This is a genomic window from Janthinobacterium sp. PSPC3-1, assembly GCF_049896105.1.
GTDB lineage: Bacteria > Pseudomonadota > Gammaproteobacteria > Burkholderiales > Burkholderiaceae_D > Janthinobacterium.
The window spans coordinates 412,597-434,600 of record NZ_JAFCTQ010000001.1; the positions used below are offsets into that span (position 1 = coordinate 412,597).

17 protein-coding genes are annotated in these 22,004 nt (G+C 62.7%); 5 read left to right on the top strand and 12 right to left on the bottom strand.

All coding sequences use genetic code 11. From position 1 onward, the window contains the following. Positions 1 to 15: 15 nt before the first annotated feature. The 3 genes from ACP7B7_RS01845 to yidD all read right to left on the bottom strand — a co-directional run bounded on the left by ACP7B7_RS01845 (position 16) and on the right by yidD (position 1,852). On the bottom strand, positions 16 to 222 hold the full coding sequence (locus tag ACP7B7_RS01845; protein ID WP_426075566.1) for a heavy-metal-associated domain-containing protein: 207 nt from the start codon (positions 220 to 222) through the stop codon (positions 16 to 18). A gap of 94 nt (positions 223 to 316) precedes the next feature. Further along, positions 317 to 1,258 carry a bestrophin family protein gene (locus ACP7B7_RS01850; RefSeq protein ID WP_426075567.1) on the bottom strand — a complete coding sequence of 314 codons (942 nt, stop codon included), beginning with the start codon at positions 1,256 to 1,258 and terminating at the stop codon, positions 317 to 319. Between the two features lie 201 nt (positions 1,259 to 1,459). Next, on the bottom strand, positions 1,460 to 1,852 hold the full coding sequence (gene yidD / locus ACP7B7_RS01855; protein WP_308925179.1) for a membrane protein insertion efficiency factor YidD: 393 nt from the start codon (positions 1,850 to 1,852) through the stop codon (positions 1,460 to 1,462). 149 nt (positions 1,853 to 2,001) lie between these two features. On the opposite strand from yidD, the gene ACP7B7_RS01860 reads away from it, so the two are divergent. Then, positions 2,002 to 3,369 carry an NAD-dependent succinate-semialdehyde dehydrogenase gene (locus ACP7B7_RS01860; protein ID WP_308925180.1) on the top strand — a complete coding sequence of 456 codons (1,368 nt, stop codon included), beginning with the start codon at positions 2,002 to 2,004 and terminating at the stop codon, positions 3,367 to 3,369. Positions 3,370 to 3,402: 33 nt separating this feature from the next. On the opposite strand, the gene ACP7B7_RS01865 is transcribed toward ACP7B7_RS01860, so the two are convergent. Beyond that, positions 3,403 to 4,386 carry a TPM domain-containing protein gene (locus tag ACP7B7_RS01865; protein ID WP_426075568.1) on the bottom strand — a complete coding sequence of 328 codons (984 nt, stop codon included), beginning with the start codon at positions 4,384 to 4,386 and terminating at the stop codon, positions 3,403 to 3,405. 146 nt (positions 4,387 to 4,532) lie between these two features. Here ACP7B7_RS01865 and ACP7B7_RS01870 point away from each other — a divergent pair, with 146 nt between their 5' ends. Then, positions 4,533 to 6,944, top strand: a complete 2,412-nt coding sequence (locus tag ACP7B7_RS01870; RefSeq protein ID WP_308925182.1) for a TonB-dependent siderophore receptor — start codon at positions 4,533 to 4,535, stop codon at positions 6,942 to 6,944. A 62-nt stretch (positions 6,945 to 7,006) separates the two neighbouring features. Here ACP7B7_RS01870 and ACP7B7_RS01875 read toward each other — a convergent pair whose 3' ends face one another. Beyond that, positions 7,007 to 7,681, bottom strand: coding sequence for a site-2 protease family protein (locus tag ACP7B7_RS01875; RefSeq protein WP_308925183.1), 675 nt, complete (start codon positions 7,679 to 7,681; stop codon positions 7,007 to 7,009). Between the two features lie 223 nt (positions 7,682 to 7,904). On the opposite strand from ACP7B7_RS01875, the gene ACP7B7_RS01880 reads away from it, so the two are divergent. The 3 genes from ACP7B7_RS01880 to ACP7B7_RS01890 all read left to right on the top strand — a co-directional run bounded on the left by ACP7B7_RS01880 (position 7,905) and on the right by ACP7B7_RS01890 (position 14,021). Continuing rightward, complete coding sequence (locus ACP7B7_RS01880; protein WP_426075569.1) at positions 7,905 to 8,303, top strand: DUF3304 domain-containing protein; 399 nt, start codon at positions 7,905 to 7,907, stop codon at positions 8,301 to 8,303. Positions 8,304 to 8,435: 132 nt separating this feature from the next. After that, a complete protein-coding gene (locus ACP7B7_RS01885; protein WP_426075570.1) occupies positions 8,436 to 9,002 on the top strand; it encodes a DUF4011 domain-containing protein in 567 nt (188 codons plus the stop codon). Positions 9,003 to 9,029: 27 nt separating this feature from the next. Next, complete coding sequence (locus ACP7B7_RS01890) at positions 9,030 to 14,021, top strand: DUF3320 domain-containing protein (protein WP_426075571.1); 4,992 nt, start codon at positions 9,030 to 9,032, stop codon at positions 14,019 to 14,021. An 85-nt stretch (positions 14,022 to 14,106) separates the two neighbouring features. Here the strand turns inward: ACP7B7_RS01890 and ACP7B7_RS01895 are convergent, their stop codons facing one another. The 7 genes from ACP7B7_RS01895 to ACP7B7_RS01925 form a co-directional block, all read right to left on the bottom strand. Continuing rightward, positions 14,107 to 15,954, bottom strand: a complete 1,848-nt coding sequence (locus ACP7B7_RS01895; RefSeq protein WP_308925185.1) for a PhoH family protein — start codon at positions 15,952 to 15,954, stop codon at positions 14,107 to 14,109. Positions 15,955 to 16,224: 270 nt separating this feature from the next. Beyond that, the gene (locus tag ACP7B7_RS01900) at positions 16,225 to 16,695 is read right to left on the bottom strand and encodes a peroxiredoxin (protein WP_308925186.1); all 471 of its coding nucleotides are present in this window, start codon (positions 16,693 to 16,695) and stop codon (positions 16,225 to 16,227) included. Between the two features lie 74 nt (positions 16,696 to 16,769). Further along, positions 16,770 to 17,729: a polysaccharide deacetylase family protein gene (locus ACP7B7_RS01905; protein WP_426075572.1), complete on the bottom strand. Its 960-nt coding sequence runs from the start codon at positions 17,727 to 17,729 to the stop codon at positions 16,770 to 16,772. Then, positions 17,729 to 18,781, bottom strand: a complete 1,053-nt coding sequence (locus tag ACP7B7_RS01910; protein ID WP_308925188.1) for a bifunctional UDP-4-keto-pentose/UDP-xylose synthase — start codon at positions 18,779 to 18,781, stop codon at positions 17,729 to 17,731. Before ACP7B7_RS01910 ends, ACP7B7_RS01905 begins: the two co-directional genes overlap by 1 nt. Further along, positions 18,778 to 19,710 carry a formyltransferase gene (locus ACP7B7_RS01915; RefSeq protein WP_308925189.1) on the bottom strand — a complete coding sequence of 311 codons (933 nt, stop codon included), beginning with the start codon at positions 19,708 to 19,710 and terminating at the stop codon, positions 18,778 to 18,780. Before ACP7B7_RS01915 ends, ACP7B7_RS01910 begins: the two co-directional genes overlap by 4 nt. Continuing rightward, positions 19,710 to 20,705, bottom strand: coding sequence for a glycosyltransferase (locus tag ACP7B7_RS01920; RefSeq protein ID WP_308925190.1), 996 nt, complete (start codon positions 20,703 to 20,705; stop codon positions 19,710 to 19,712). The genes ACP7B7_RS01915 and ACP7B7_RS01920 overlap by 1 nt, the downstream gene beginning before the upstream one ends. Next, positions 20,702 to 21,907 (bottom strand): DegT/DnrJ/EryC1/StrS family aminotransferase, encoded by a 1,206-nt coding sequence (locus tag ACP7B7_RS01925; protein ID WP_426075573.1) that lies wholly within the window; start codon positions 21,905 to 21,907, stop codon positions 20,702 to 20,704. The genes ACP7B7_RS01920 and ACP7B7_RS01925 overlap by 4 nt, the downstream gene beginning before the upstream one ends. Positions 21,908 to 22,004 lie beyond the last annotated feature (97 nt).

Consider the following 22,004-nt stretch of genomic DNA (forward strand, 5'->3'; position numbering starts at 1 on the left):
CCGCGCCTATTGCGCCTATTGCGGCTGCGCGCTGGTGACCGGATAACCGGCTTCCACGATGGCCGCGCGGATGGCTTCCAACGCCTTGTCGGTGCCGACCTTGACGCTTTTCTCTTCCAGCTCGATCTGCACTTGTGCCTGCGGGTCGACCGACTGCACGGCCTTGGTGACGGCGCTGACGCAATGGCCGCAGGTCATGTTTTCAACTTGTAACTGGTACATGGCGATTCCTCCTGAATGGTTAACATGGCCACTATAAGCCTTGCTGCCATGGGAAGGTCAAGCGGCGCACCTGCCGTGCGGCGCCTGGTGTCGATCAGGTCAACATGAAGTTTTCCGGCTGCATCGGCGGCGGCAGCTGCTCGTCCTGCAGCGACTCGCGCAGGTTGATTTCAATCGTGCGGCAGATGGCCGACAGGGGCAGGTCGTTGGCGTCTTCGCCGAACGGCTCTTCGATCTCGTCGCCGAGCGCATCGAGGCCAAAGAAGGTGTAGGCGACGATGGCCACCACGAACGGCGTCATGAAACCGAGCGAGTCGACCAGGCCGAACGGCAGCAGGAAGCAATACAGATAGGCCGTGCGGTGCAGCAGCAGCGAGTACGAAAACGGAATCGGCGTGCCGCGGATGCGTTCGCACGAGGCGCCGGCGCCCACCATGGCCGAGATCGAATTGTCGAGCTGCGCGGCCAGGATGGTGTCGATGCGTTGTTCGCGCACGCAGGTGGCCAGGTCATGGCCCATCTGCTGCATCAGGTAGTCGGACGGGTTCGACGACTTGCAGGCCAGCTCCCATTCGCCGGGCCGCAGCAGCGGCTGCAAATCAGACGCGCACTTTGAATCGCGCAACTGGTGGCGCAGCGCATGGCAAAAGGCGATGGTGCGGCAGACCATGCGCACGCGTACGTCGTCCAGCCCAAGTTTTGCGTGCGCCACCGTGTCGCTCTGGATCATGCTCTGGCACTGGCGCGAAAAGTTGCGGCTACGCAGCACCAGTTCGCCCCACAGCTTGCGCCCTTCCCAGTAGCGGTCATAGGCGGCCGTATTGCGAAAGCCGAGGAAGATCGCCAACGGCAGGCCGATCAGGGTAAACGGGATGGTGGTGAGGATCACCTTGTGGTCGAACAGCGTGCCGTGGCACCAGGTGACGAGGGTGGCGATCAGGGTGTTGACGATCAGGGTGACGCGGATGCGCGGCAGGATGGAACCGCGCACGATAAGGAACAGCCTTAGCGCCGAAGGGCGTTCGCGCACGATCATGGCATGCTCCCGAAGCTGGTGGAGAAAGGAGACAAGTGCTGCGAACAACAAGCCCGCAAGGCGTGCGGACCGGAATGGGTGTTCATGGGTGGCAATGTAGGGGAGAGGGCAGGAGTATAGGCCGCCAGTTTGCGGGCCGCCAATTCAGAATGGCGATGGCAGTTATTCATTTTATGAATGTATATTTCATAAATATCATAATCAAGCTGATTTTTTCTTTTTGCGCGGCCAGTCGCAGCAATCGAGCAGCTCGCTTGCATCACAGGCGCAGTTCGCACAATCCGCCGATGGCAGGTCGCAGTCGCAATAGCCGGCCTGCGCCTGATGGCGGGCGGCGCGGTATCGCATGGCGGATGCCGCCGCCTGATGTGCCTGGTAATGCCGGCTGCAGGCACGCGTGCGGCGCCGTAGCAATGCCATTCCGCGCAGCAGGCCGAACCGTTCGATCGCGCGATAGCCATAGGCGGAACAGCTGTCGCGTCCGGTCAGCACGCGGAAGGCGCACGCATAGCCTTTCAGCGGCGACAGGTAGCGCTGGTAAGCGCGGATGACCAGCAGGGCGGGGTAGGCAAGAATGATGGCGCTCCCATGCATTTAAAACAAGCAGCATACGTCCAGTGCTGCTTTTGGGCAAATATTTGAGGCCGCCACTATGTACGTCCCCGAACGGTAGCGTTTGCCTTACCGGCGCATACTGAAAAGCTACCCATGCAATCGCGGGGCGTCATGACAAAGGAAAACAGATGAGCTATCAGACCACGAATCCGTACAGCGAACAGATCGAACAAACCTTCACGCCGCACAGCGACGCGCAAATGGAAACCATCCTGGCCCAGGCCGCCACCACCTTCGAGAGCGACTGGCGCCAGCGCAGCTTCGCCGAGCGCAAGGCCGTGGTCAAGAAAGCGGCCAGCCTGTTAAAAGAGCAGCGCGACGATTTCGCCAAGCTGATCACGCTGGAAATGGGCAAGCTGTTCAAGGAAGCGCAGCAGGAAGTGTCGCTGTGCGTGAAAATCCTCGACTACTACGCCGACAACGCCGAACAGTTTTTGGCGCCCAAGCAACTCGACGTCAAGCGCGGCGAGGCCAGCGTGGAAATTGCGCCGCTGGGCGTGATCTTCTGCGTCGAGCCGTGGAACTTCCCGTATTACCAGCTGGCCCGCGTGGCCGGCCCGAACTTGATGGCCGGCAATACGCTGGTCGTGAAACACGCGTCGAACGTGCCGCAATGCGCGCTGGCGTTTGAAAAACTGTTTGCCGATGCGGGCGCGCCGGCCGGCGCCTACACCAATGCCTTTTTCTCCAGCGAGCAGGTGGCCACGGCGATTGCCGACCCGCGCGTGCAGGGCGTGGCGCTGACCGGCAGTGAACGGGCCGGCGCATCGGTTGCCGCCACCGCAGGCAAGGCCTTGAAAAAGACCACGATGGAACTGGGCGGCAGCGACGCCTTCATCGTGCTGGGCGACGCCGACATGGACCTGGCGGTGAAACTGGCCGTGATCGGCCGCATCCAGAATTCGGGCCAGGTCTGCGACGGCTCGAAACGTTTTATTCTGGCCGACAGCATCGCCGACACCTTTGTCGAACGCTTCCAGGCCGAACTGGCCAAGTTGCAGGCGGGCGACCCGATGGACGCGGCCACCACGCTGGCGCCATTGTCGAGCGAAGCGGCACTGAAGCTGGCCGTGAAACAGGTGGGCCAGGCGGTCGAAGGCGGCGCGAAAGTGCTGCTGGGCGGCAAGCAAGTTGACCGCACCGGTTACTTCATGGAGCCGACCATCCTGACCGATGTGACACCCGACAATCCCGTCTACTACCAGGAGTTCTTCGCGCCCGTCGCCATGATCTTCCGTGTGAAAGACGAGAACGAGGCGATCACGCTGGCCAACGACTCGCCGTTCGGTCTGGGCGGCACCATCATCACCACCGATATCGCGCGCGCCAAGAAACTGGCCAGCCAGATCGAGACGGGCATGGTCTTTATCAACTCGCCGGCGATCACGGCGCCGGACCTGCCATTTGGCGGCGTCAAGCATTCCGGCTATGGCCGCGAACTGTCGGACCTGGGCATCATGGAGTTCGTCAACCGTAAATTGGTGCTGGTGGGATAACCCTGCGCCGCATGGTGGTGGGGCCTGCCGGCCTTACCACGATCCCGACGCGCCACCTCCGCCCGAGCGCCCGCCGCCGCCGGAGGTGCCGCTGCCGCCCGACGAACCGCCGCCCGACGTTCCACCACCGCTGCGCCGGTCATTGCGCTCCCGCTTCTTTTGCGGCCCGCCACGCGCAAACCCCAGCGAAAACAGATAGACCCCGAGCCACGCCAGTGTTTGATTGCGCGCCTTCGGCAAGTGATATTTGCGCACATTGTTCGCCACCATCCACCAGCGCAGCAGCAGCCACGCCAGCACCACCGTGCCCGCAATGATCCAGCCGCGCCAGTCGCTGGCGAACAGCAGTACCACCGACACCGCGACGATCACGCTGGCCAGCAGGCCGAACACGCCCGCAAACAGCGACATGCCGAGCGCAAACAGCAGCAGGAAACCGAACAGGCCCAGCACGATCCATTTGGCGGCGCCCGAGATTTCCTTGTTCGCGACCTTGGCGCCAGCCAGCGGCGCGGCGGCCGGCTGGCCCGAAATGACAGCCAGCATGGCGTCGACGCCATCGGCCACGCCGCCCTCGATATCGCCTTGTTGGAAACGCGGCGTGATCACCTCGCGCACGATGCGCGCGCTGTGCAGATCCGTCAGTTTGTCTTCCAGTCCATAACCGGTTTCGATGCGCATCTTCCGGTCGCCGGTGGCGATCACCAGCAGCGCGCCATCGTCACGCCCCTTGCGGCCCGGCTGCCATTGTTCGAATACCGCCACGGCATAGGCGTCGATCGAGGTGTCCGCAGGCAGGCGGTCGACCGTCAGCACGAATACCTGGTGGCCGCTTTGCGTCTCGAAGGTTTTCAGTGTCGCGTCGATGGCCGGGCCGCGTGCGGCCAGCACGCCGGCGTAGTCGTTTACATGCGATTGCAAGATGGGAAGCGGCGTGGCCGCGTGCGCCAGCGTCATCGCCATCAGGCACAGTGCGCACAGCCAGGTCCAAAGACGCGACAAACGAGGTGAAATCAACAGCAGCTCCGGGAAAAGTGAGAGGCCACGGCATGCATGGCCGTGATGAGATTATCATTTATTTTCAACAAAACCTGACCGATCCGCATTTTCAAGGCACCTGCTTGATAGACACCCTCTTTGGCACGCACTTTGAAAGGCATCACATGTCAGCCGGCAATCAGCAGCATCGTTCTTCTTTAAAATTAAAATCCAAACCGCTAGTCCAGGCCGTTTCACTGGCCGTCTGCAGCCTGGCGCTGTATGCGGGCGCACCAGCCGATGCGTACGCGCAGGCGCAGCCGGCCAGCAACCAGCAGGGAGCGCGCCTTGCCTACAGCATCCCCGCCGGACCATTGGCGCCGGCGCTGCGCAGCCTGGCCAGCGCGGCGAATGTCCTGCTCAGTTATACGCCGGATCAGGCCAGCAGCAAGACGACAGCCGGGCTGCAGGGCCAGTACACGCCGCAGGCGGCGCTGGCCGCCTTGCTGGCGGGCACCGGGTTGCAGGCGGTGGAACTGGCGCCGGGCAGCTATGTGCTGCGCGCCGCCGCTGCCGTCGCAGCCAAGGCGCCCGACGCCGTGATGCCGCTCATTTCCGTCACGGCCGTGCAGGATGGCGAGGCGGCGACCGTCGCGCGCGGCTATGCGCCGGTCAGCGTGGCCGCCACCAAGATCGGCACGCCGCTGATCGAGACGCCGCGCGCCGTGTCGGTGGTCACGCACGAGCAGCTCAAGGCGCAGGCGCCGAAAAACATCGAGCAGTCGCTGGCCTACACGGCCGGCGTGATGACCGACGTGGCCGGCACCGACGTGCGCATGTCGGGCGCTACCATCCGCGGTTTCAGCGACGGCAGTTCGTACTACCAGGATGGGCTGAAGCTGCTGTCGGCCGGCAGCTATGGCTCCTGGAATGCCGAGATGGAAGAGGTCGAGAGCGTGGAAGTGGTCAAGGGGCCGGCGTCCGTGTTCTATGGCCAGGGGCGCCCTGGCGGCATGATCAATGTCACTTCCAAGCTGCCCGGGCGCGATCATGTCAATACGGTGGGCGTATCGGCCGGCCGCTACAGCAATTACCAGGCGAATGCCGACCTGGGCGGCGCGCTGGGCGCCAATGACGATCTGCTGTACCGCGTGATCGTCAGCGGGCGCAACGCCGACGATCGCCTGGTCGGCTCGCAGAACGACCGCCTGTCGCTCTCGCCCTCGTTGCGCTGGGCCATGTCTGGCCGCAGCAGCCTGACCCTGCTCGGTACCTGGTCGCAGGAGCGCGGTACGCCGAAATCATGGTGGCCCAGCCTGTTCGTCTATCCGCAAATCAAGGACTTGCCCGTCAGCCGCACGGCGGGCGACCCGTCGTTCGATTACTTCAACCGCGATACGCGCGCGCTCGGCTATATGTTCGAGCATGCGATGGACAGCGGCTGGCGCCTGACGCAGAACCTGCGCTACTCGACCATCAAGGTCGATTACCAGCATATCTACGCGATGGACCTGCTGGCCGACGGCCGCACCGCCACGCGCGCCAACCTGGCGGAAAAAGTCGATGGCAAGACCTTCACGGTCGACAGCCGCGCGCAGCAGGACTTTCGCTGGGGTGCAGTGGAGCACCGCGTGGTGCTGGGTGTCGACTATCTGAAATACAAGGAAAATGACGGCCTGGGCTTTGGCTGGGACGTACCGAATCTCGATATCTACGCGCCCGTGTATGGCCAGGCCATTGCCGCGCCAGAACTCGAGTACAACCACAAGCAGCTGAGGCAGACCGGCATCTACACCTTGAACCAGTTCAAGCTGCAACAGTGGGTCGCCAATCTCAGCCTGCGCCACGACCGCGCGAGCAGTTCGCAGGCGGCCACCACCACCACGCGCATCAGCGACAGCGCCACCACCGGCAGCACCGGCCTCTTGTACCTGTTCGACAATGGCGTGGCGCCGTATGCCAGTTATGCCACCTCTTTCGATCCTGCCACCGGCAGCGATTTTTATGGCAAGGCTTTCCAGCCGCGCAAGGGCAAGCAGGTGGAACTGGGCGTGAAATACCAGCCGCCCGGCAGCAGCACCTTGCTGACGGCGTCGCTGTTCGACCTGACGCAAACCAATGTCACCACGCAGGACCCGGAACACCCGCGCGCCTCGATACAGACCGGCGAAGTGCGTTCCACCGGGGTGGAGCTGGAAGCGACCTTCAAACCCGTCAATGAACTCAATGTGCTGGCCGGCTACACCTACCTCGACCCGCGCACCACGAAAAGCAACCGTGCCTGGGAGCTCGGCCGCCAGACCATCCAGACCACGCGCCATGCGGCCAGCCTGTGGCTCGACTACCGCCCCAATGTCGTGCCCGGCCTGATGCTGGCCGCCGGCCTGCGCTACCGTGGCAGCGCGCCCTACAACGGCGCCGCCAACGCCCTTTACATGAACGATCCTTATACGTTGGCCGACCTGGCGGTCGCGTATGAAACGGCACGCTACCGGCTGGCGCTGAACGTGGGCAACGTATTCGACAAAAAATACTTCGGCGGCATCTTTCGCGGCGCCGAACGCGAAGCGCAGCTGAGCCTGAAAGTCAATTTTTAAGTTGTGGCATGCCGGGGTCCGACCCGCCGGGTCGTATCCCAGCCTTCCGTTTTGGGTCTCAGCTACCCGATTGAATGACGCCAGCAATACACCCCGAACGCCACCAGCCACGCCAGCGCTACCCCCAGCCCCGGCAGCAGCAGCCATTTCGCCACCGTCTCTTCCCACGCCACATAGGGTTTGCCGCCGCGCGCCAGCGCCAGCAGCACCTGGCCGCCGCTCAGGCCGCCAAACGGCAGCAGGTTGAACGCACACAGTTTCACACTGACAAGGGCAGCCACCAGTGCAAAGCCGTGCGAACGGGCAAACACCTCGCCATCGGCCAGCAGCAGTTGCGCCGTGTTCAAAGGCGCCAGCGCGCCCGCGATAATCTGCGCAAACGCGTCCGTAAAACTATCCCATCCCTGCGCGCCCAGCAAGCCCAGCGCCAGGATCAAGGGCACCACCACGCCACTGAGCGGCACGGCGAGCTGTTGCCACAGCGGCCGCTCGTTATAAATATCGTTGCCACGATCGTCGTCGTAAATGTCTTCTTCACGCGTGTCCTTCAGCACCACGCTGCCGGCAAACGGCAGCAACCTGATCTGCGCCCTGCCAACCGAAAACAGGGCCGGCCCCACGCCATAGGCAATGCGGCGTATCGTGATGCCGAAGGCGCGGGCGCACAGCGCCATCGCAGACACATGGAGCAGCATGAAGACAAAGGTGGCGAGCAGGAACTGGAAGGCTGGGTGCATTGCGGCAGGGGGAAAGTTGGTGAACCGTATTAGAGCATGTCGCCTGCAGAAACCGCGTTCCGCCTGAAACCTTGTAATATGGGCAATCTTGTGCGGAAAAAATGCGGCATGGCTGGCGTGACAGGGAGAACAGAGCATGAAGTGCACGAACAGATGCGTTGTGGCGTTGCTGGCGATCGTTTTATGCTGTCTCGGCGCTGGCTGTGGCGAGCGGACCAAGCTTTTGAGCCTGGTCGGCTATAACCATACCGAGCATGGGATCGGCGGCTATGTCGTACGGCTGGCGGACGGCTCGTGGGATGAAGCAGGTTATCTCGATCCGGGCGGGGGCGGCGGCAGCATGATGGGTTCCGTGTCGGTCCCCAGGCAATGGCAGCCGGGCATGACGGTCACGGTCATCATGTACACGGTAAAAGATGGCCAGGACATCCATGTGGTCAAGGTCGTGCCCGTGCCCCGTTATGACGCCGCGCATGCCAACTACTTTGTCGTGCATTTCCTGCATGACGGCAGCTACAAGGTCTTGGTCACCCGGGTGCTGCTGGGACACCGTGAGTATCCGCTGTCCGGCAAGGAAGCGGAACTGGTGCCGGGCGAGCCGCTGGAAATCATCTGGGAATAATGTTTCAACGTCGCGACAGCACACGGCTCCAGGCAGATTCCATTTCGCTTTTACTTTATTGAGGATCGTTAGGGAGTAAAGTTGCAGATAAAACCCGAGCGGTTCAATTTATAGTGAAGTGATGAGACGACAATGAATGACGCCGACGTCGTAGTACCAGCATTTGAATCAACTTTTTTACAGGCCAGCCTGTCGGCGGACGCGAAACTGGAACGCGCCCGCACCGAATTGCTGGACCTGACAGCGCGCAACCGCCTGCTCAATATCCCGCGCTCTTCGACCACGGCGCGCACCATCGATGTGGTCGATGAGAAGACCAGCGAGGTCTTCCGCCTGATGGTGTCGGAAAGCCGGCCATTTACTTTTTTACCGGGCAGGGATGCAAACAAGGTCGACCTGGATAAAAGGGACAGTGAAGAGGACGCCGATGCAATCGGCGAGCTGGCGCAGCCCGAGAATAACGGTGTCGATGAGCGCGGCGTGCTGTCGCGCCACGCCGATACCAAGCTGCAAACGCGGCTGACGTCAAAAGGGTTGCAGAAACGCCTGCTCGACATGTATCTCGATGCCCGCACCCTGGAAGAAGAGCAGGGCGTCAATATTTTGTTCCTGGCGCTCGGTACCTTGAAATGGCTCGACCCATTGAATGCCAAGAACGTGCGCCATGCGCCGTTGATATTGATACCGGTCAGCCTGTAACGTGGTAACGCCGCCGAACAATTCAAATTGAAATGGCGCCAGGAAGATCATTCCTCGAATCTGTCGCTGGAAGCGTTTCTGGAGCGCGTGCATCATTTGAAAATGCCCGCGTATGAAGCAGGCGACGAATTCGATCCGCTGGCGTATATCGAAGCCGTGCGCGACGCCGTCAAATCCAAGGAAGGCTGGGTGGTCGATGGCGACGATATCGTGCTCGGCTTTTTTTCCTTTTCCAAGTTCCTGATGTACCGCGACCTCGATCCGGCCACTTGGCCGGAAGGCGGGCTGACGACTCAGCCGCTGATGCGCGGCTTGCTGTCCGATGGCTTCGCGTTTGAAGAATCGACGATACCGGAAGACGCCAATCTGGACGAGCATATCGCGCCGGCCGACCTGCTGCATATCGTCGATTGCGACAGCTCGCAGACCCTGGCCGTGCACGATGTGCGGGCCGGGCGCAACCTGGTGATCCAGGGACCGCCCGGCACCGGCAAATCGCAGACGATTGCCAATGTGATCGCCTCGGCGATTGCGGATGGCAAGACGGTGCTGTTCGTGGCCGAGAAAATGGCCGCGCTGGAAGTGGTCAAGCGGCGCCTGGACCAGGCCGGCGTCGGCGATGCCTGCATCGAGCTGCACAGCAATAAAGCCAACAAGAAGATGTTTCTCGACGAGCTGCGCCGCACCTCGGAACTGGGCTCGCCCAAGGGCGACACCGCCACCACCCTGAACAGCCGCCTGCTGGCGGCGCGCAATGAGCTCAACGCGCACAGCGCGCGCCTGCACCAGCCGCACACTGCCGCGATCCTGACGCCTTACCAGGTGATCGGTGAACTGAGCAAGCTGCGCCAGGACAATGTCAAACCGGTCGATATCCGCTTGCAGCAGCCGGAAAGCTGGTCGCCCGACGAGGTGCAGCAGCGCCTGGCCGTGGTCGAAGAGCTGGCGCAGCGCATCGTCGATATCGGCGAGCCGCAGGATCACCCATGGCGCGGCGTGGCGCTCAAGGTGATACTGCCGAATGACGTCGAGCGCCTGGTGGCGCGCATCACGGCCTTGCGGGCGCGCTGCCAGGAGCTTGCCGCGCAGCAGGCCGATCTCGCCCTGTCGCTCGATACGCTGGCGCCGCCGGTGCTGCGCGACTTTGCCTATCTGATCGAACTGGCGCGCGAAGTCGCCGCTGCCCCCAAGCTGTCCGCCGCGGCCTTGCGCTCGCCCGGCTGGGACAGTCAGGCAGCAGACCTTGTCGCCCTGATCGACGATGGCCTGCGGTTGCAGCGCGTCACGGCCGAGCTGGCGGGCGAGGTCCGGCCCGATGCCTGGCAGCGCGATGTGCTGGATTTGCGGCAACAACTGGCCGGCTTGCCGCCCCATGCGAGCGCGCAGGCATTCGAGCGGGCGGTCGCCTTGCAAACGTTGCTGGGCCGGTTGGCCGGCGAGGTGGCCTTGCTGGGCCGCCTGCTCGGTGTCGATGCGGCCAGCTATCTGGCCAGCTACGGCGAGATCAACCGCCTGGTGCAGACGGCGCAAAAGGTGGCGACCGCGCCGGACGTCAGTCCCGACGTGTTCGTCTCGACGGTGTGGGACCAGGGCGTGGAACAGGCGGCCGACCTGGCGCAGGCAGTTGCCGCGCTGGAAGGCTTGCAGGCGCGGCTGGAAGGCAAGGTCAGCAGTGGCGCCTGGCAGCTCGACCTGGTCCCGGCAAGACAAACGCTGGCCGCCCATGGCGAGAGCCTGCTGCGTTTCGTCAACGGTGAATGGCGCGCCGCCAGCAAGCAGGTCAAGGGCGTGTTGCGCAATCCGGACGCGCCGCTGCCGGAGCAGCTGGAAATGCTCGATGAGCTTGCCGAAGGCAGGAAACTGATCGATCGCATCGCCTCGCAAGATACGTTTGGCAGTGGCGCGTTTGGCGCCGACTGGCGCGGCGAGCGCACGCGTTCGGCGCCGCTGCTGGCGCTGGTGGAATGGATGCGCAGCCTGCGCGGCCTGGGGGCGCAGCCGCGCATGATCGCCAGCAAGTTGCCGGACCGCGCGGAGATCAGCCGGCGCGCGGCGATGGTTGACAGCCTGCTGCGGGAAATCCGGCCCTTGCTCGATGCCATGTGGTTCAACGGCTGGAAGGATGAACCCGCGTTTCGCGAGTGGACCAGCGTGGACGCGGCATTGCTGGAACGGATTACGGAACAGGTGGCGCGGCTCGATGGCTGCCAGGCCGGCTGTGCGTCCGTCATGTTGAACGTGCCGCCTGGCACTGCCGAAAAAATTGCCCGGCTTGACCTGTTGATCGAGATGCAGGCGCTGCAAACCCGTCTCGAGGCCGCCGGCCAACTGGCAGCCGGTGCCTTCGGCGAGGCATGGCAGGGACCGCAGTCGGACTGGAACCACTTGCGCAGCAGCGCGCTGTGGCTGGCAGGCCATCAGCAGTTGCGGCAGATGGTGGCGCGCCACGACGACCGCGCGGCGCCCTTGCGGCGCGCGCTCGAGATCGAGGCGGCGCAGGACCGGTTCCTGCTTGAGCTCGACGCGCTGTATGGCGAGCTGTGCACCAATAACGAGAAACTTTTCCAGGTGCCGGCCATCATCGACTTGCCGGCGTTTGCCCTGCTGGGCCGGCTGGGACTGTGGATCGAATTTTCCGAAGAACTGTCGAAATGGGTGATGTACCGCGACCGTTGCGCCAGGGCGCGCCAGCTGGGCATCGGCGAGATCGTCACCCAGCTCGAAGCGGGCGTGCTGGTGCCGCGCGATGCCATGCGTACCTTCACTATGGCCTACTTCGAGGCGCTGTTCGCCGACCAGGTACGCGGCGACGAGGCGCTGGCGCATTTTGACGGCCATCTGCACGGCCGCCTGGCCGCCGGTTTCGTGCAGATGGACAAGGAACGCATTGCCGCATCCAGCCTGGAAGTGGTGCGCGCCCATCACCGGCGCATCCCGCAGGGCGGTGGCGCCATCGGTCCGCTGGGCGTGCTGCGCGGCGAAATGGCCAAGCGCAAGGGCCATATGCCGATCCGCCGCCTGATGCAAAGGGCCGCGCCCGCCATCCAGGCCCTGAAACCGGTGTTCATGATGAGCCCCTTGTCGGTGGCGCAGTTCCTGCCGGCCGGGCAATTGAGTTTTGACTTGCTTGTGATGGACGAGGCCAGCCAGATCCAGCCGGTCGATGCGCTGGGGGCGATTGCGCGTTCGCGCCAGGTGGTGGTCGTGGGCGATGAGCGCCAGTTGCCGCCGACCAAATTCTTTTCCAAGATGACCAGCGCCGAGCCGGACGAGGATGGTGACGACGACACACAGGTGTCCGATATTGAAAGCATCCTGGGCTTGTTCACGGCACGTGGCTTGCCGCAGCGCATGCTGCGCTGGCATTACCGCAGCCGCCATCAGTCGCTGATCGCGGTGTCGAACAGCCAGTTTTATGAAAACAAGCTGTTTATCGTGCCCAGCCCGTATACCCAGGAAGCGGGCATGGGCCTGCAGTTCCATCATATCGCCAACGGCGTGTTCGATTCCGGCAATACCGGCATCAATGCGGAAGAGGCCAGGGTGATTGCCGCCGCCATCATCGACCATGCGCGCAACGCGCCGCAACATTCGCTGGGCGTGGCCACCTTTTCCGTCAAGCAGCGGCGCGCGATCCAGGATGAACTGGAACTGTTGCGCCGCCAGCATCCGGACGTCGAGCCGTTTTTCCAGCAGCATGCCAGCGAGCCCTTCTTTATCAAGAACCTGGAAAACGTGCAGGGCGACGAGCGTGACGTGATTTTCATCTCGGTCGGTTATGGCCGCAACAAGCTCGGCACCATGGCCATGCGCTTCGGTCCCTTGAGCGCCGAGGGCGGGGAGCGGCGCCTCAATGTCCTGATCAGCCGGGCCAAGCGCCGCTGCGAAGTGTTCGCCTCGATTACCGACGAAGACATCGACCTGGAACGGGCCAGGGGCCGTGGCGTGGCCGCCTTCAAGCTGTTCCTGCATTTTGCCCGGACCGGCAAGCTGGCTCCGTCGCGCGCGCCGGGCCGCGAAGTTGACAGCCCGTTCGAGGTGCAGGTGGCCGACGCCGTCAAGGCCTGCGGCTACGAAGTGCATCCGCAGGTGGGCATCGCCGGCTTTTTCATCGACCTGGGCATTGCCGACGCCGAGCATCCGGGCCGTTATTTGCTGGGCATCGAATGCGATGGCGAGTCCTATCACCGCTCGCGTTCGGCGCGCGACCGCGACCGGCTGCGCCAGGCCGTGCTGGAAGACCATGGCTGGATCATCCACCGCATCTGGAGCCTGGACTGGTTTCAACGGCCCAACAACGAATTGCAGCGCCTGATCCTCGCCATCGACGCGGCCAAGGTGGAACTGGCGGCGCGCGCCGAACTCCATGGCCGCCAGGAACGCAAGCCGGGCGTGTCGGTGGTCACCGTGGAACGGGAAGACCATGCGGAAATCGGTCTGGAAAGGAATAATCGCCAGCGGCCGGCAGCGTATGTCGAAGCGGCTCCCGCCAAGCCGGCCCATGCCGACGACCTGCACGAGTTGCCAGTGGCGGACCTGAGCGCCCTGGTCAAACAGATTGTCGCTGTCGAGGGTCCCGTGCATGCCGATGAGGTCGTGGTGCGCCTGCGCGGCGCCTGGGGATTGAAGCGGGCAGGCGCGCGCATTCAGGTGGCGGTCGACCGTGCGATCACGGCCGCCGTCCGTTTTGACGGAATGGTCAGGCTTGATAACTTCCTGAGCCTGCCCGAGACCGTGATCGCCATCCGCGATCGTGGCGCCGTGCTGTCCGATACCTTGCGCAAACCCGACATGCTGCCGCCGCAGGAAATCGACGTGGCCATCCTCGATACCTTGCAAAAGAACTACGGCGCCGGACTGGTCGAGATTGCCCAGTACGTGGCGCGCCTGTTCGGCTTCAAGGCCACCAGCCCGCAACTGCGCGAAACCATCAGGCTGCGTCTCGATGACCTGCTGCTGCGCGGCTTGCTGCAGAAAAATGGCGAGGTGTTTGAACTCAGGCCGCAGGACAGCGCATAAAGCGCTGGACAAGAAAAAAGCCCCGCCCGCATCGCTGCGGCCGTGGCTTTCTGTGATTGCGGCAGCTGGCGCTGCCCGGTAAAACTTACAGCACTTCGCTGGCGTGATCGGCCAGGCGCGAACGCTCGCCGCGCGCCAGGGTCACGTGGCCGCTGTGCGACCAGCCCTTGAAGCGGTCGACCACATAGGTCAGGCCGCTCGAACCTTCGGTCAGGTACGGCGTGTCGATCTGGGCGATATTGCCCAGGCACAGGATCTTCGTGCCGGGACCGGCGCGCGTGACCAGGGTCTTGACCTGTTTCGGCGTCAGATTCTGCGCTTCATCGATGATCAGGAATTTGTTCACAAAAGTGCGGCCGCGCATGAAGTTGAGCGACTTGATCTTGATGCGCGAGCGGATCAGGTCTTGCGTTGCCGCACGGCCCCATTCGCCGCCATCCGAGTCGGACTTGTTCAGCACTTCCAGGTTGTCGTCGAAGGCGCCCATCCATGGCGACATCTTTTCTTCTTCCGTACCCGGCAGGAAACCGATGTCTTCGCCGACCGGCACCGTCACGCGGGTGACGATGATTTCGTTGTAGAGCTTGGTTTCCAGCACTTGCGCGAGACCGGCGGCCAGGGCCAGCAGGGTCTTGCCGGTACCGGCCTGGCCCAGCAGGGTGACGAAGTCGCATTCCGGATTCATCAGCAAATTCAGCGCGAAGTTCTGCTCGCGGTTGCGCGCCGTCACGCCCCATACGTTGTTCTTCGTGTGGCTGAAGTCGCGCAGGGTTTGCAGCACGGCCGTCTTGCCGTTGATCTGTTTTACCTGGCCGTAGAACGGCGTTTCGCCGTTTTTCGGTTCCAGGTAGATGAACTGGTTCACCAGCAGCGACGGGATGAACGGGCCGGTGACGCGGTAGAACGTCGAGCTGTAGCCGTTCTTGCTTTCCTGCCAAGATTCCATGTCCTTGCCGTGCTTGTTCCAGAAGTCGTCCGGCAGTTGCACGATGCCCGAGTACAGCAAGTCCGTGTCTTCCAGCACATGGTCGTTGAAGTAGTCTTCGGCCGGCAGGCCCAGCGCGCGCGCCTTGATGCGCATGTTGATGTCCTTCGACACCAGCACCACCGGGCGGCCCTCCTGTTCCGATTCGAGCGAACGCACGACGGCCAGGATCTGGTTGTCGGCCTTGCCGACCGGCAGGCCGGCTGGCAGGTCGGCGCTTTGCAGACGCGTCTGGAAGAACAAGCGGCCCTTGGCGTCCTTGTTGCCCAGCTTGGACAGCGCAATGCCGTGCTCGATCGCGTCGTCGTCGGTATTGCTGATCAGCGCGTCGAGCGTGCGCGACACCTGGCGGGCGTTGCGCGCGACTTCCGTCATGCCCTTCTTGTGATTGTCCAGCTCTTCCAATGTCATCATCGGCAGGTAGACATCGTGCTCTTCGAAGCGGAACAGCGACGACGGGTCGTGCATCAGCACATTGGTGTCGAGCACGAACAGTTTCGATACGCCACGCTGGTCGGCGGCGCGGCTGGCCGACGATTTGAGCTGGACTTCGACCGGCTTGTGCTTGGCCGGATGGGCTTGCTCGGCCTGTTTGACGGACTTGATCGGCGTGACTTTCGCCACTGGCGCTTCGGCCACCTTGGCCGGTGCCTTGGCTTTGGCGGCAGGCTTGGCCTTGGCCGCTGGCGCTGGTGCAGCGGCGACCGGCGCCGGTGCCGCGACAGGTGCAGGTGCAGGCTTGGCGACCATCAGTGCCGCCACTTGCTTGATCTTGGTGGCCGCATTGCGGACCGGTTTTGCAACTTCGGCGATCGCCGCTTCAATAATCGGTGCAGCCACTTTCTTGGCTGCCGGGGTTTTGGTGGCCGGGCGCGCTGCGCCTGCGGTTGGGTAATCTTGGGTGGCCAGGATGGTGGCTGGCTTGCTCGGTAATTTTGGCAGTGGCATCAGGATCTCAATCAAAAAATTTCTGGAATGAATCTCCCACCGGCAGCCAATTCATGGCGGCACAGCATGGGGTGGATGCGGGAACAACAATGGAACAGAACGATATGACTGCCGACTGGCCGGCTTGCTGAGCCGGTAAGGAGGTCCATCAGCGGGCGCTGGGCCCGGCTGGCGGAGTGGAGTGAGGCGCTTCGTTGACTCAAAATGGCGATAGCTGCTGTGAACTGAACGATAGGTTGGACGACGCTTGCTGCAAACCCGACATGCGCATCAGTTCAGACGCGCCACGAATTCCAGCACTTCTTCCACGTGAGTTGCGACCTTCACGCCTCGCCATTCTTTCACTATTCGGCCCTCAGCGTCAATCACAAACGTGCTGCGCTCGACGCCGCGCACGGTCTTGCCATACATCTGTTTCATCTTCATGACATTGAATTGCAGGCACATGGCCTCGTCGGGATCGGAAATCAGCTCGAACGGCAGCTCCAGCTTGGCCTTGAAGCTTTCATGCGAGCGCAGGGAATCGCGGCTGATGCCGTAGATGTCCACATTGGCGGCGGTAAATTTGTCGTAGGCGTCACGAAAGGCGATGTTTTCCGTGGTGCAGCCAGGCGTGTTGTCTTTCGGGTAAAAGAACAGCACGCTGGCCTTGGCTGGACGGCCCAGCAATTGAAAGGTCTTGCCGCTGGTCATGGCGGCGGTAAAATCGGGTACGGCAACGAGGGATAGGCTATCAGCCACAGGTTCTCTCCTGAACGGTGATCATCAGCGCTGTTTTTAACCTGGCAACGCATCCAGGTGGAACAATACAGCATTCAGGCGGCTTTGCCCTGCACGATCAGGCGTCCCGAGCGACCCGGCAATTCATCCCAGGTGATGGGGCAGACGGGCAATTCGGACTGTTTGACCTTGTCATGATACTCGGCCATCGAGGCAAATTGATAACCCTGGGCTTGCCAGCCTGTCAGCAGTTGCTCGAAAATGGGGGCGAGTTTCTGTCCTTCAAGCTCTGCGTGCAAAGTATAGACATGATCGCGGCGGTTTTCCGCCGTCAGGGACAGGATATGGTCGGCAATATTGCTGGTGGTGAGCATTTTGCCATCAATCTGGCATCCAAGCAATTCGTCGAGGGTGGGCAGGGTGGTCGGCAACTGCACGCATTGCAGTACCGTATTGCCATTGCGCAGGCGGTGCGGGCCGTCGCCCGGGCGTACCATGGCGCCCCGTTCGTCCAGCATGGCGCGGCCGTCCGAGGCATAGTGATAGCCGGCCGCGTCGTGCTCGACAAAGGCGCTCAGGTTCATTTGCCAGCCGGCGGCGCCGTGGGTACGGGAAGGCGCGCCGAATACCTGTGCAAAGCGGGCGGCGGCCTTGCGCATCATGGCGGTGGTCCAGCCGGCCTCGCGGCGGGCCACATTATCCTGCCACAGGGTGTGGTCCCAGGTATGGATGCCGCATTCAAAGCCGGCGTCGCGCACGGCGCGCAATTCATCCGCGCACAGCTTGCCGATGTCCGGGCCCGGCAGCAAGGTGCCGTACATCAACGTTTTCAAGCCATAGTGCTCGACCACCGAGGTGCGCGAGACCTTGCTGAAAAAACCGGGCCGCAGGGCCCGGCGCAAGGCCCAGCCCGTATGGTCGGGGCCCAGCGAAAACAGGAACGTCGCCTGGGCCTGGTGCGCGGCCAGCATGCGCACCAGATTGCCCATGCCCTCGCGGGTGCCGCGATAGGTGTCGACGTCGATCTTCAGTGTCAATAAGGGTTTGCTCAACATTAATCCATCAGCGCTTGCGCCTGCGTGACCTGGCTGCGGTAGGCGTCGAAAATATGGCGCAGCGCGTCGCTCATGCCGGTGGTCGGCGCCCAGCCCAGTTCTTCGCAGGTATTGGTAATCTTCGGCACGCGGTTCTGCACGTCCTGGTAGCCGGCGCCATAGTAGGCGCCCGAGGTGGTTTCCACGATTTTCACATGCTGCGCGCCGTCGGCGTATTCCGGGTATTCGGCGGCCAGGGTCAGCATCATGCCGGCCAGCTCGCGGATCGAATAGTTATTGCCCGGATTGCCGATATTATAGATCTTGCCGCTGGCAATGCCGTTCCGATTGGCGATAATGTGCATCAGCGCATCGATGCCGTCGTCGATATACGTGAACGCGCGTTTTTGCGCGCCGCCGTCGACCAGCGAAATGTTTTCACCGCGCACGATATGGCCGAAGAACTGCGTCACCACGCGCGACGAACCTTCCTTCGGCGTGTGGATGGAATCGAGGCCGGCGCCGATCCAGTTGAACGGGCGGAACAGGGTGAAGTTCAGCCCTTCCATGCCGTAGCCCCAGATCACGCGGTCCATCAGCTGCTTGGCGTTCGAATAGATCCAGCGCGGCTTGTTGATCGGACCGCAGATCAGTTCCGAGTTCTCCGGATCGAATTCCTCGTCGTGGCACATGCCGTACACTTCCGAGGTCGACGGGAACACCAGGTGCTTGCCGTACTTGGCGGCCGAACGCACGATCGGCAGATTCGCTTCGAAGTCCAGCTCGAACACGCGCAGCGGCTGCTTGACGTAGGTCGACGGCGTGGCGATCGCCACCAGCGGCAGGATCACGTCGCATTTCTTGACGTGGTACTCGACCCAGTCCTTGTTGATGGTGATGTCGCCCTCGAAGAAATGCATGCGCGATTTGTATTCCGGGTTCTCCAGCACATCGCTGATGCGGTCCGAATTCATGTCCATGCCGTACACATGCCAGTCGGTGGTTTCCAGGATGCGCTTGGACAGGTGATGGCCGATAAAACCGTTGATGCCGAGGATGAGTACTTTTTTCATATGAATTTCTCTTGGATGGTATTGAGGGTGCTGGCATGGGAAGCCAGCTGGTCTTGCAGTTGTGCGGCAGAAATCGGTGCGCCATCGGCGTGCAAGGAGGAAATGGCCAGCAGCCGGCCGTCGCCGCAGACGCCGGCGATGGCGCCATCGACGATGGCCAGGCCCGGTGTCAGCTTGACTGGCGCAAGCTTGCTCAATCTGGCTTGCTGGATCACGTAGGTGACGCCATTGAGCTCGGTAAACGCGCCAGGATAGGGCGGCGCGACGGCGCGGTGCAGGTTGTAGACCTGCTGCGCCGGCAAGCTCCAGTCGATGCGGCCATCGGCCGGTTTGCGGCCACCGAAGTAGCCGCCCTGGGTCAGGTCGTTCGGCAGCAGCGGCGCGCTGCCGTCCAGCAGGGCCGGCAGCACGCGCCACAGGGTCTGCTCGGCCGCCACGGTGACCTTGCCGAATACCTCGAAAGCGGTGTCGTCGGGCAAAATCGGCACGGCGGTCTGCGCGACGATGGCGCCGGCGTCCGGTTTCACCGTCATCGCGTGCAGGGTGGCGCCACTCTCGCGGGCGCCGTGCAGCACGGCCCAGTTGACGGGTGCGCGGCCACGGAACTGCGGCAGCAGCGAGCCGTGCATGTTCCAGGCCGGCGCCACATCGAGGATGCCTGCTGGCAGCATATGGCGGTAATAAAAGCTGAACAGCATGTCGGGCCGGGCGGCCTGCACTTGCGCCAGCAGTTCGGGCGACCCGGCATCGGGCGGCGTAATAAAAGCAATGCCCTCCATGCGGCACAGGCTGGCGACCGACTCGAACCACAGGTTTTCCTGCGGGTTGTCCTCATGCGTGACCACCAGCGCGATATCGACGCCGCCGGCCAGCAGCACCTTGATGCAGCGCACGCCCACATTGTGATAGGCGAAAACGACGGCGCGCATCAGCGGGCCACCTGGCGTTTTTCCAGGCGCACATACGGCAGGGCTTCCGCCTCGGCCTGCGCCATGCCGTCCTGCAAGATGGTCTGCACCACGTAGCGGGGGCGGGCGCGCACCTGCTGGAAGATGCGGCCCACGTATTCGCCCACCAGGCCGATGCCGAACAGGATCACGCCCATCAGGAAGAAGGCGACCGCGAACAGGGTAAACACGCCCTCGGCTTCGGCGCCGAACAGGAAGCGGCGCGCCAGAAGGTAGATCACCAGCAGTGCCGAGCTGAACGACAGCAGCATGCCCAGCATGGAAAAGATCTGCAGCGGGATCAGCGAAAAGCCCGTCACCAGGTCGAAGTTCAGGCGGATCAGGCTGTACAGCGAATACTTCGATTCGCCTGCCGCCCGCTCCTCGTGTTCGACGATGATCTCGGTCGGTTTGCGGGCAAAGGTGTAGGCCAGCGCCGGCACGAAGGTATTGACTTCGGCGCACTGGTTGACCAGGTCGATCACATTGCGGCCATAGGCGCGCAACATATTGCCCTGGTCGGTGATCTTGATATTGGTGATGCGTTCGCGCAGGCGGTTCATCATTTTCGAGGCCACCGTGCGCCAGGCGGAATCCTGCCGCTTGCGCCGGATCGAACCCACGTAATCGTAGCCTTCGCGCATCTTGGCCACCAGGTTGCCGATTTCCTCGGGCGGGTTTTGCAGGTCGGCGTCGAGCGTGATCATGATCTGGCCGCGCGACACCTCAAAGCCGGCCAGGATCGCCATGTGCTGGCCGTAGTTGCCGTTGAACAGTACCACCCGCGTCACTTCCGGGCGCTGGCGGAATTGCTCGGCCAGCAGGGCCACGGAATTGTCGCGGCTGCCGTCGTTGACGAAAATGATTTCGTAGCTGGTCTGCAAGGCGTCGAGCGCCGGGTACAGGCGCGCGAACAGGCTGGCCAGGCCTTCCTGTTCGTTGTAGATCGGAATGATGACCGACAGTTCAGGTTTCATGATGGGGTTCCTTCCTTGACGAGGATGGATTTGACGGCGGCCACGGCCCGTTCCACGTCGGCCAGGGTCATGGCGTAGAACATCGGCAGGGTGACGGTCAGGCGGCCGATGGTTTCCGCATGGGGAAACATGCCTTCGCTAAAGCCGCGTGCGCGGTACAGGCTGAACAGGTGGATCGGCGCGTAATGAAAGCCGGTGCCCACGTTCAGTTCGGCCATCTGGCGCATGAAGGTGGCGCGCGTGTCGGGGCCGTGGTCGGGCAGGATGATCTGGAACAAATGCCAGTTGCTGTTCTCGAAATCGGCCACCGGCAACTGCGCGCCGCTGGCCGCTTCGAAACCGCTGCCGAACTGGACAAAGTAATGGCGCGCCAGCGCGCGGCGGTGCGCGGTGATGGCGTCGAGCTTGGCAAACTGGCCGAGACCAATCGCGGCCATGATGTCGCTCATGTTGTACTTGCCGCCCAGCACATCGACGTCGATGCCGTCCACGCCGCTGCGCGTGACGCCCTGCAGGCGGAATTTCTCGGCCAGCTTGGCTTCTTCCAGGTTGTTCAGCACCAGCGCGCCGCCTTCGCCGGTGGTGATGTTCTTGTTGGCCTGGAAGCTGAACGACACCATGTCGCCAAACGAGCCGATCGGACGGCCTTTCCACGAAGAGCCCAGCGCCTGCGCCGCGTCTTCGATCACGCGCAAATTGTATTGCCTGGCGATCGCATACAGGCGGTCCATGTCGACCGGCAAGCCGGCCAGGTAGACGGGAATGATGGCGCGGGTGCGTGGTGTAATGGCCGCTTCCAGCTTGTCGAGGTCGATATTGCGCGTGACCGGGTCGATATCGGCAAACACCGGCGTGGCGCCCACTTCGATGATCACGTTGGCCGTCGCCACCCACGACACGGGCGTGGTGATGACTTCATCGCCTGGCCCTATGCCGGCCACGCGCAGCGCGATTTCCATGGTGCAGGTGCCGGAATTGAAGGTGCGCACGGGGCGCCCGCCGCAGTACCCGGACAATTGCGCTTCGAAAGCCTGTACCTTCGGGCCACTGGTGATCCAGCCCGAGCGCAGCACCTCGCCGACGGCGGCGATCGTGGCCTCGTCGATGGTGGGCTTGGAAAACGGCAAAAATGGCAGGGGCGGGGTCGTAATGTTTGTCATGCTGCACTCACTGTTTCTCGGTTCAGGCTGGTCATTCGCCATGTGGCGCGCTCGCGAAAGCCGCCCGCAAACAAGGCGTTTGCAGGGACTTCCATTTTAAAGCTTCTCAATTTTGCGGCACGGCCAATTTCAGCGGGGG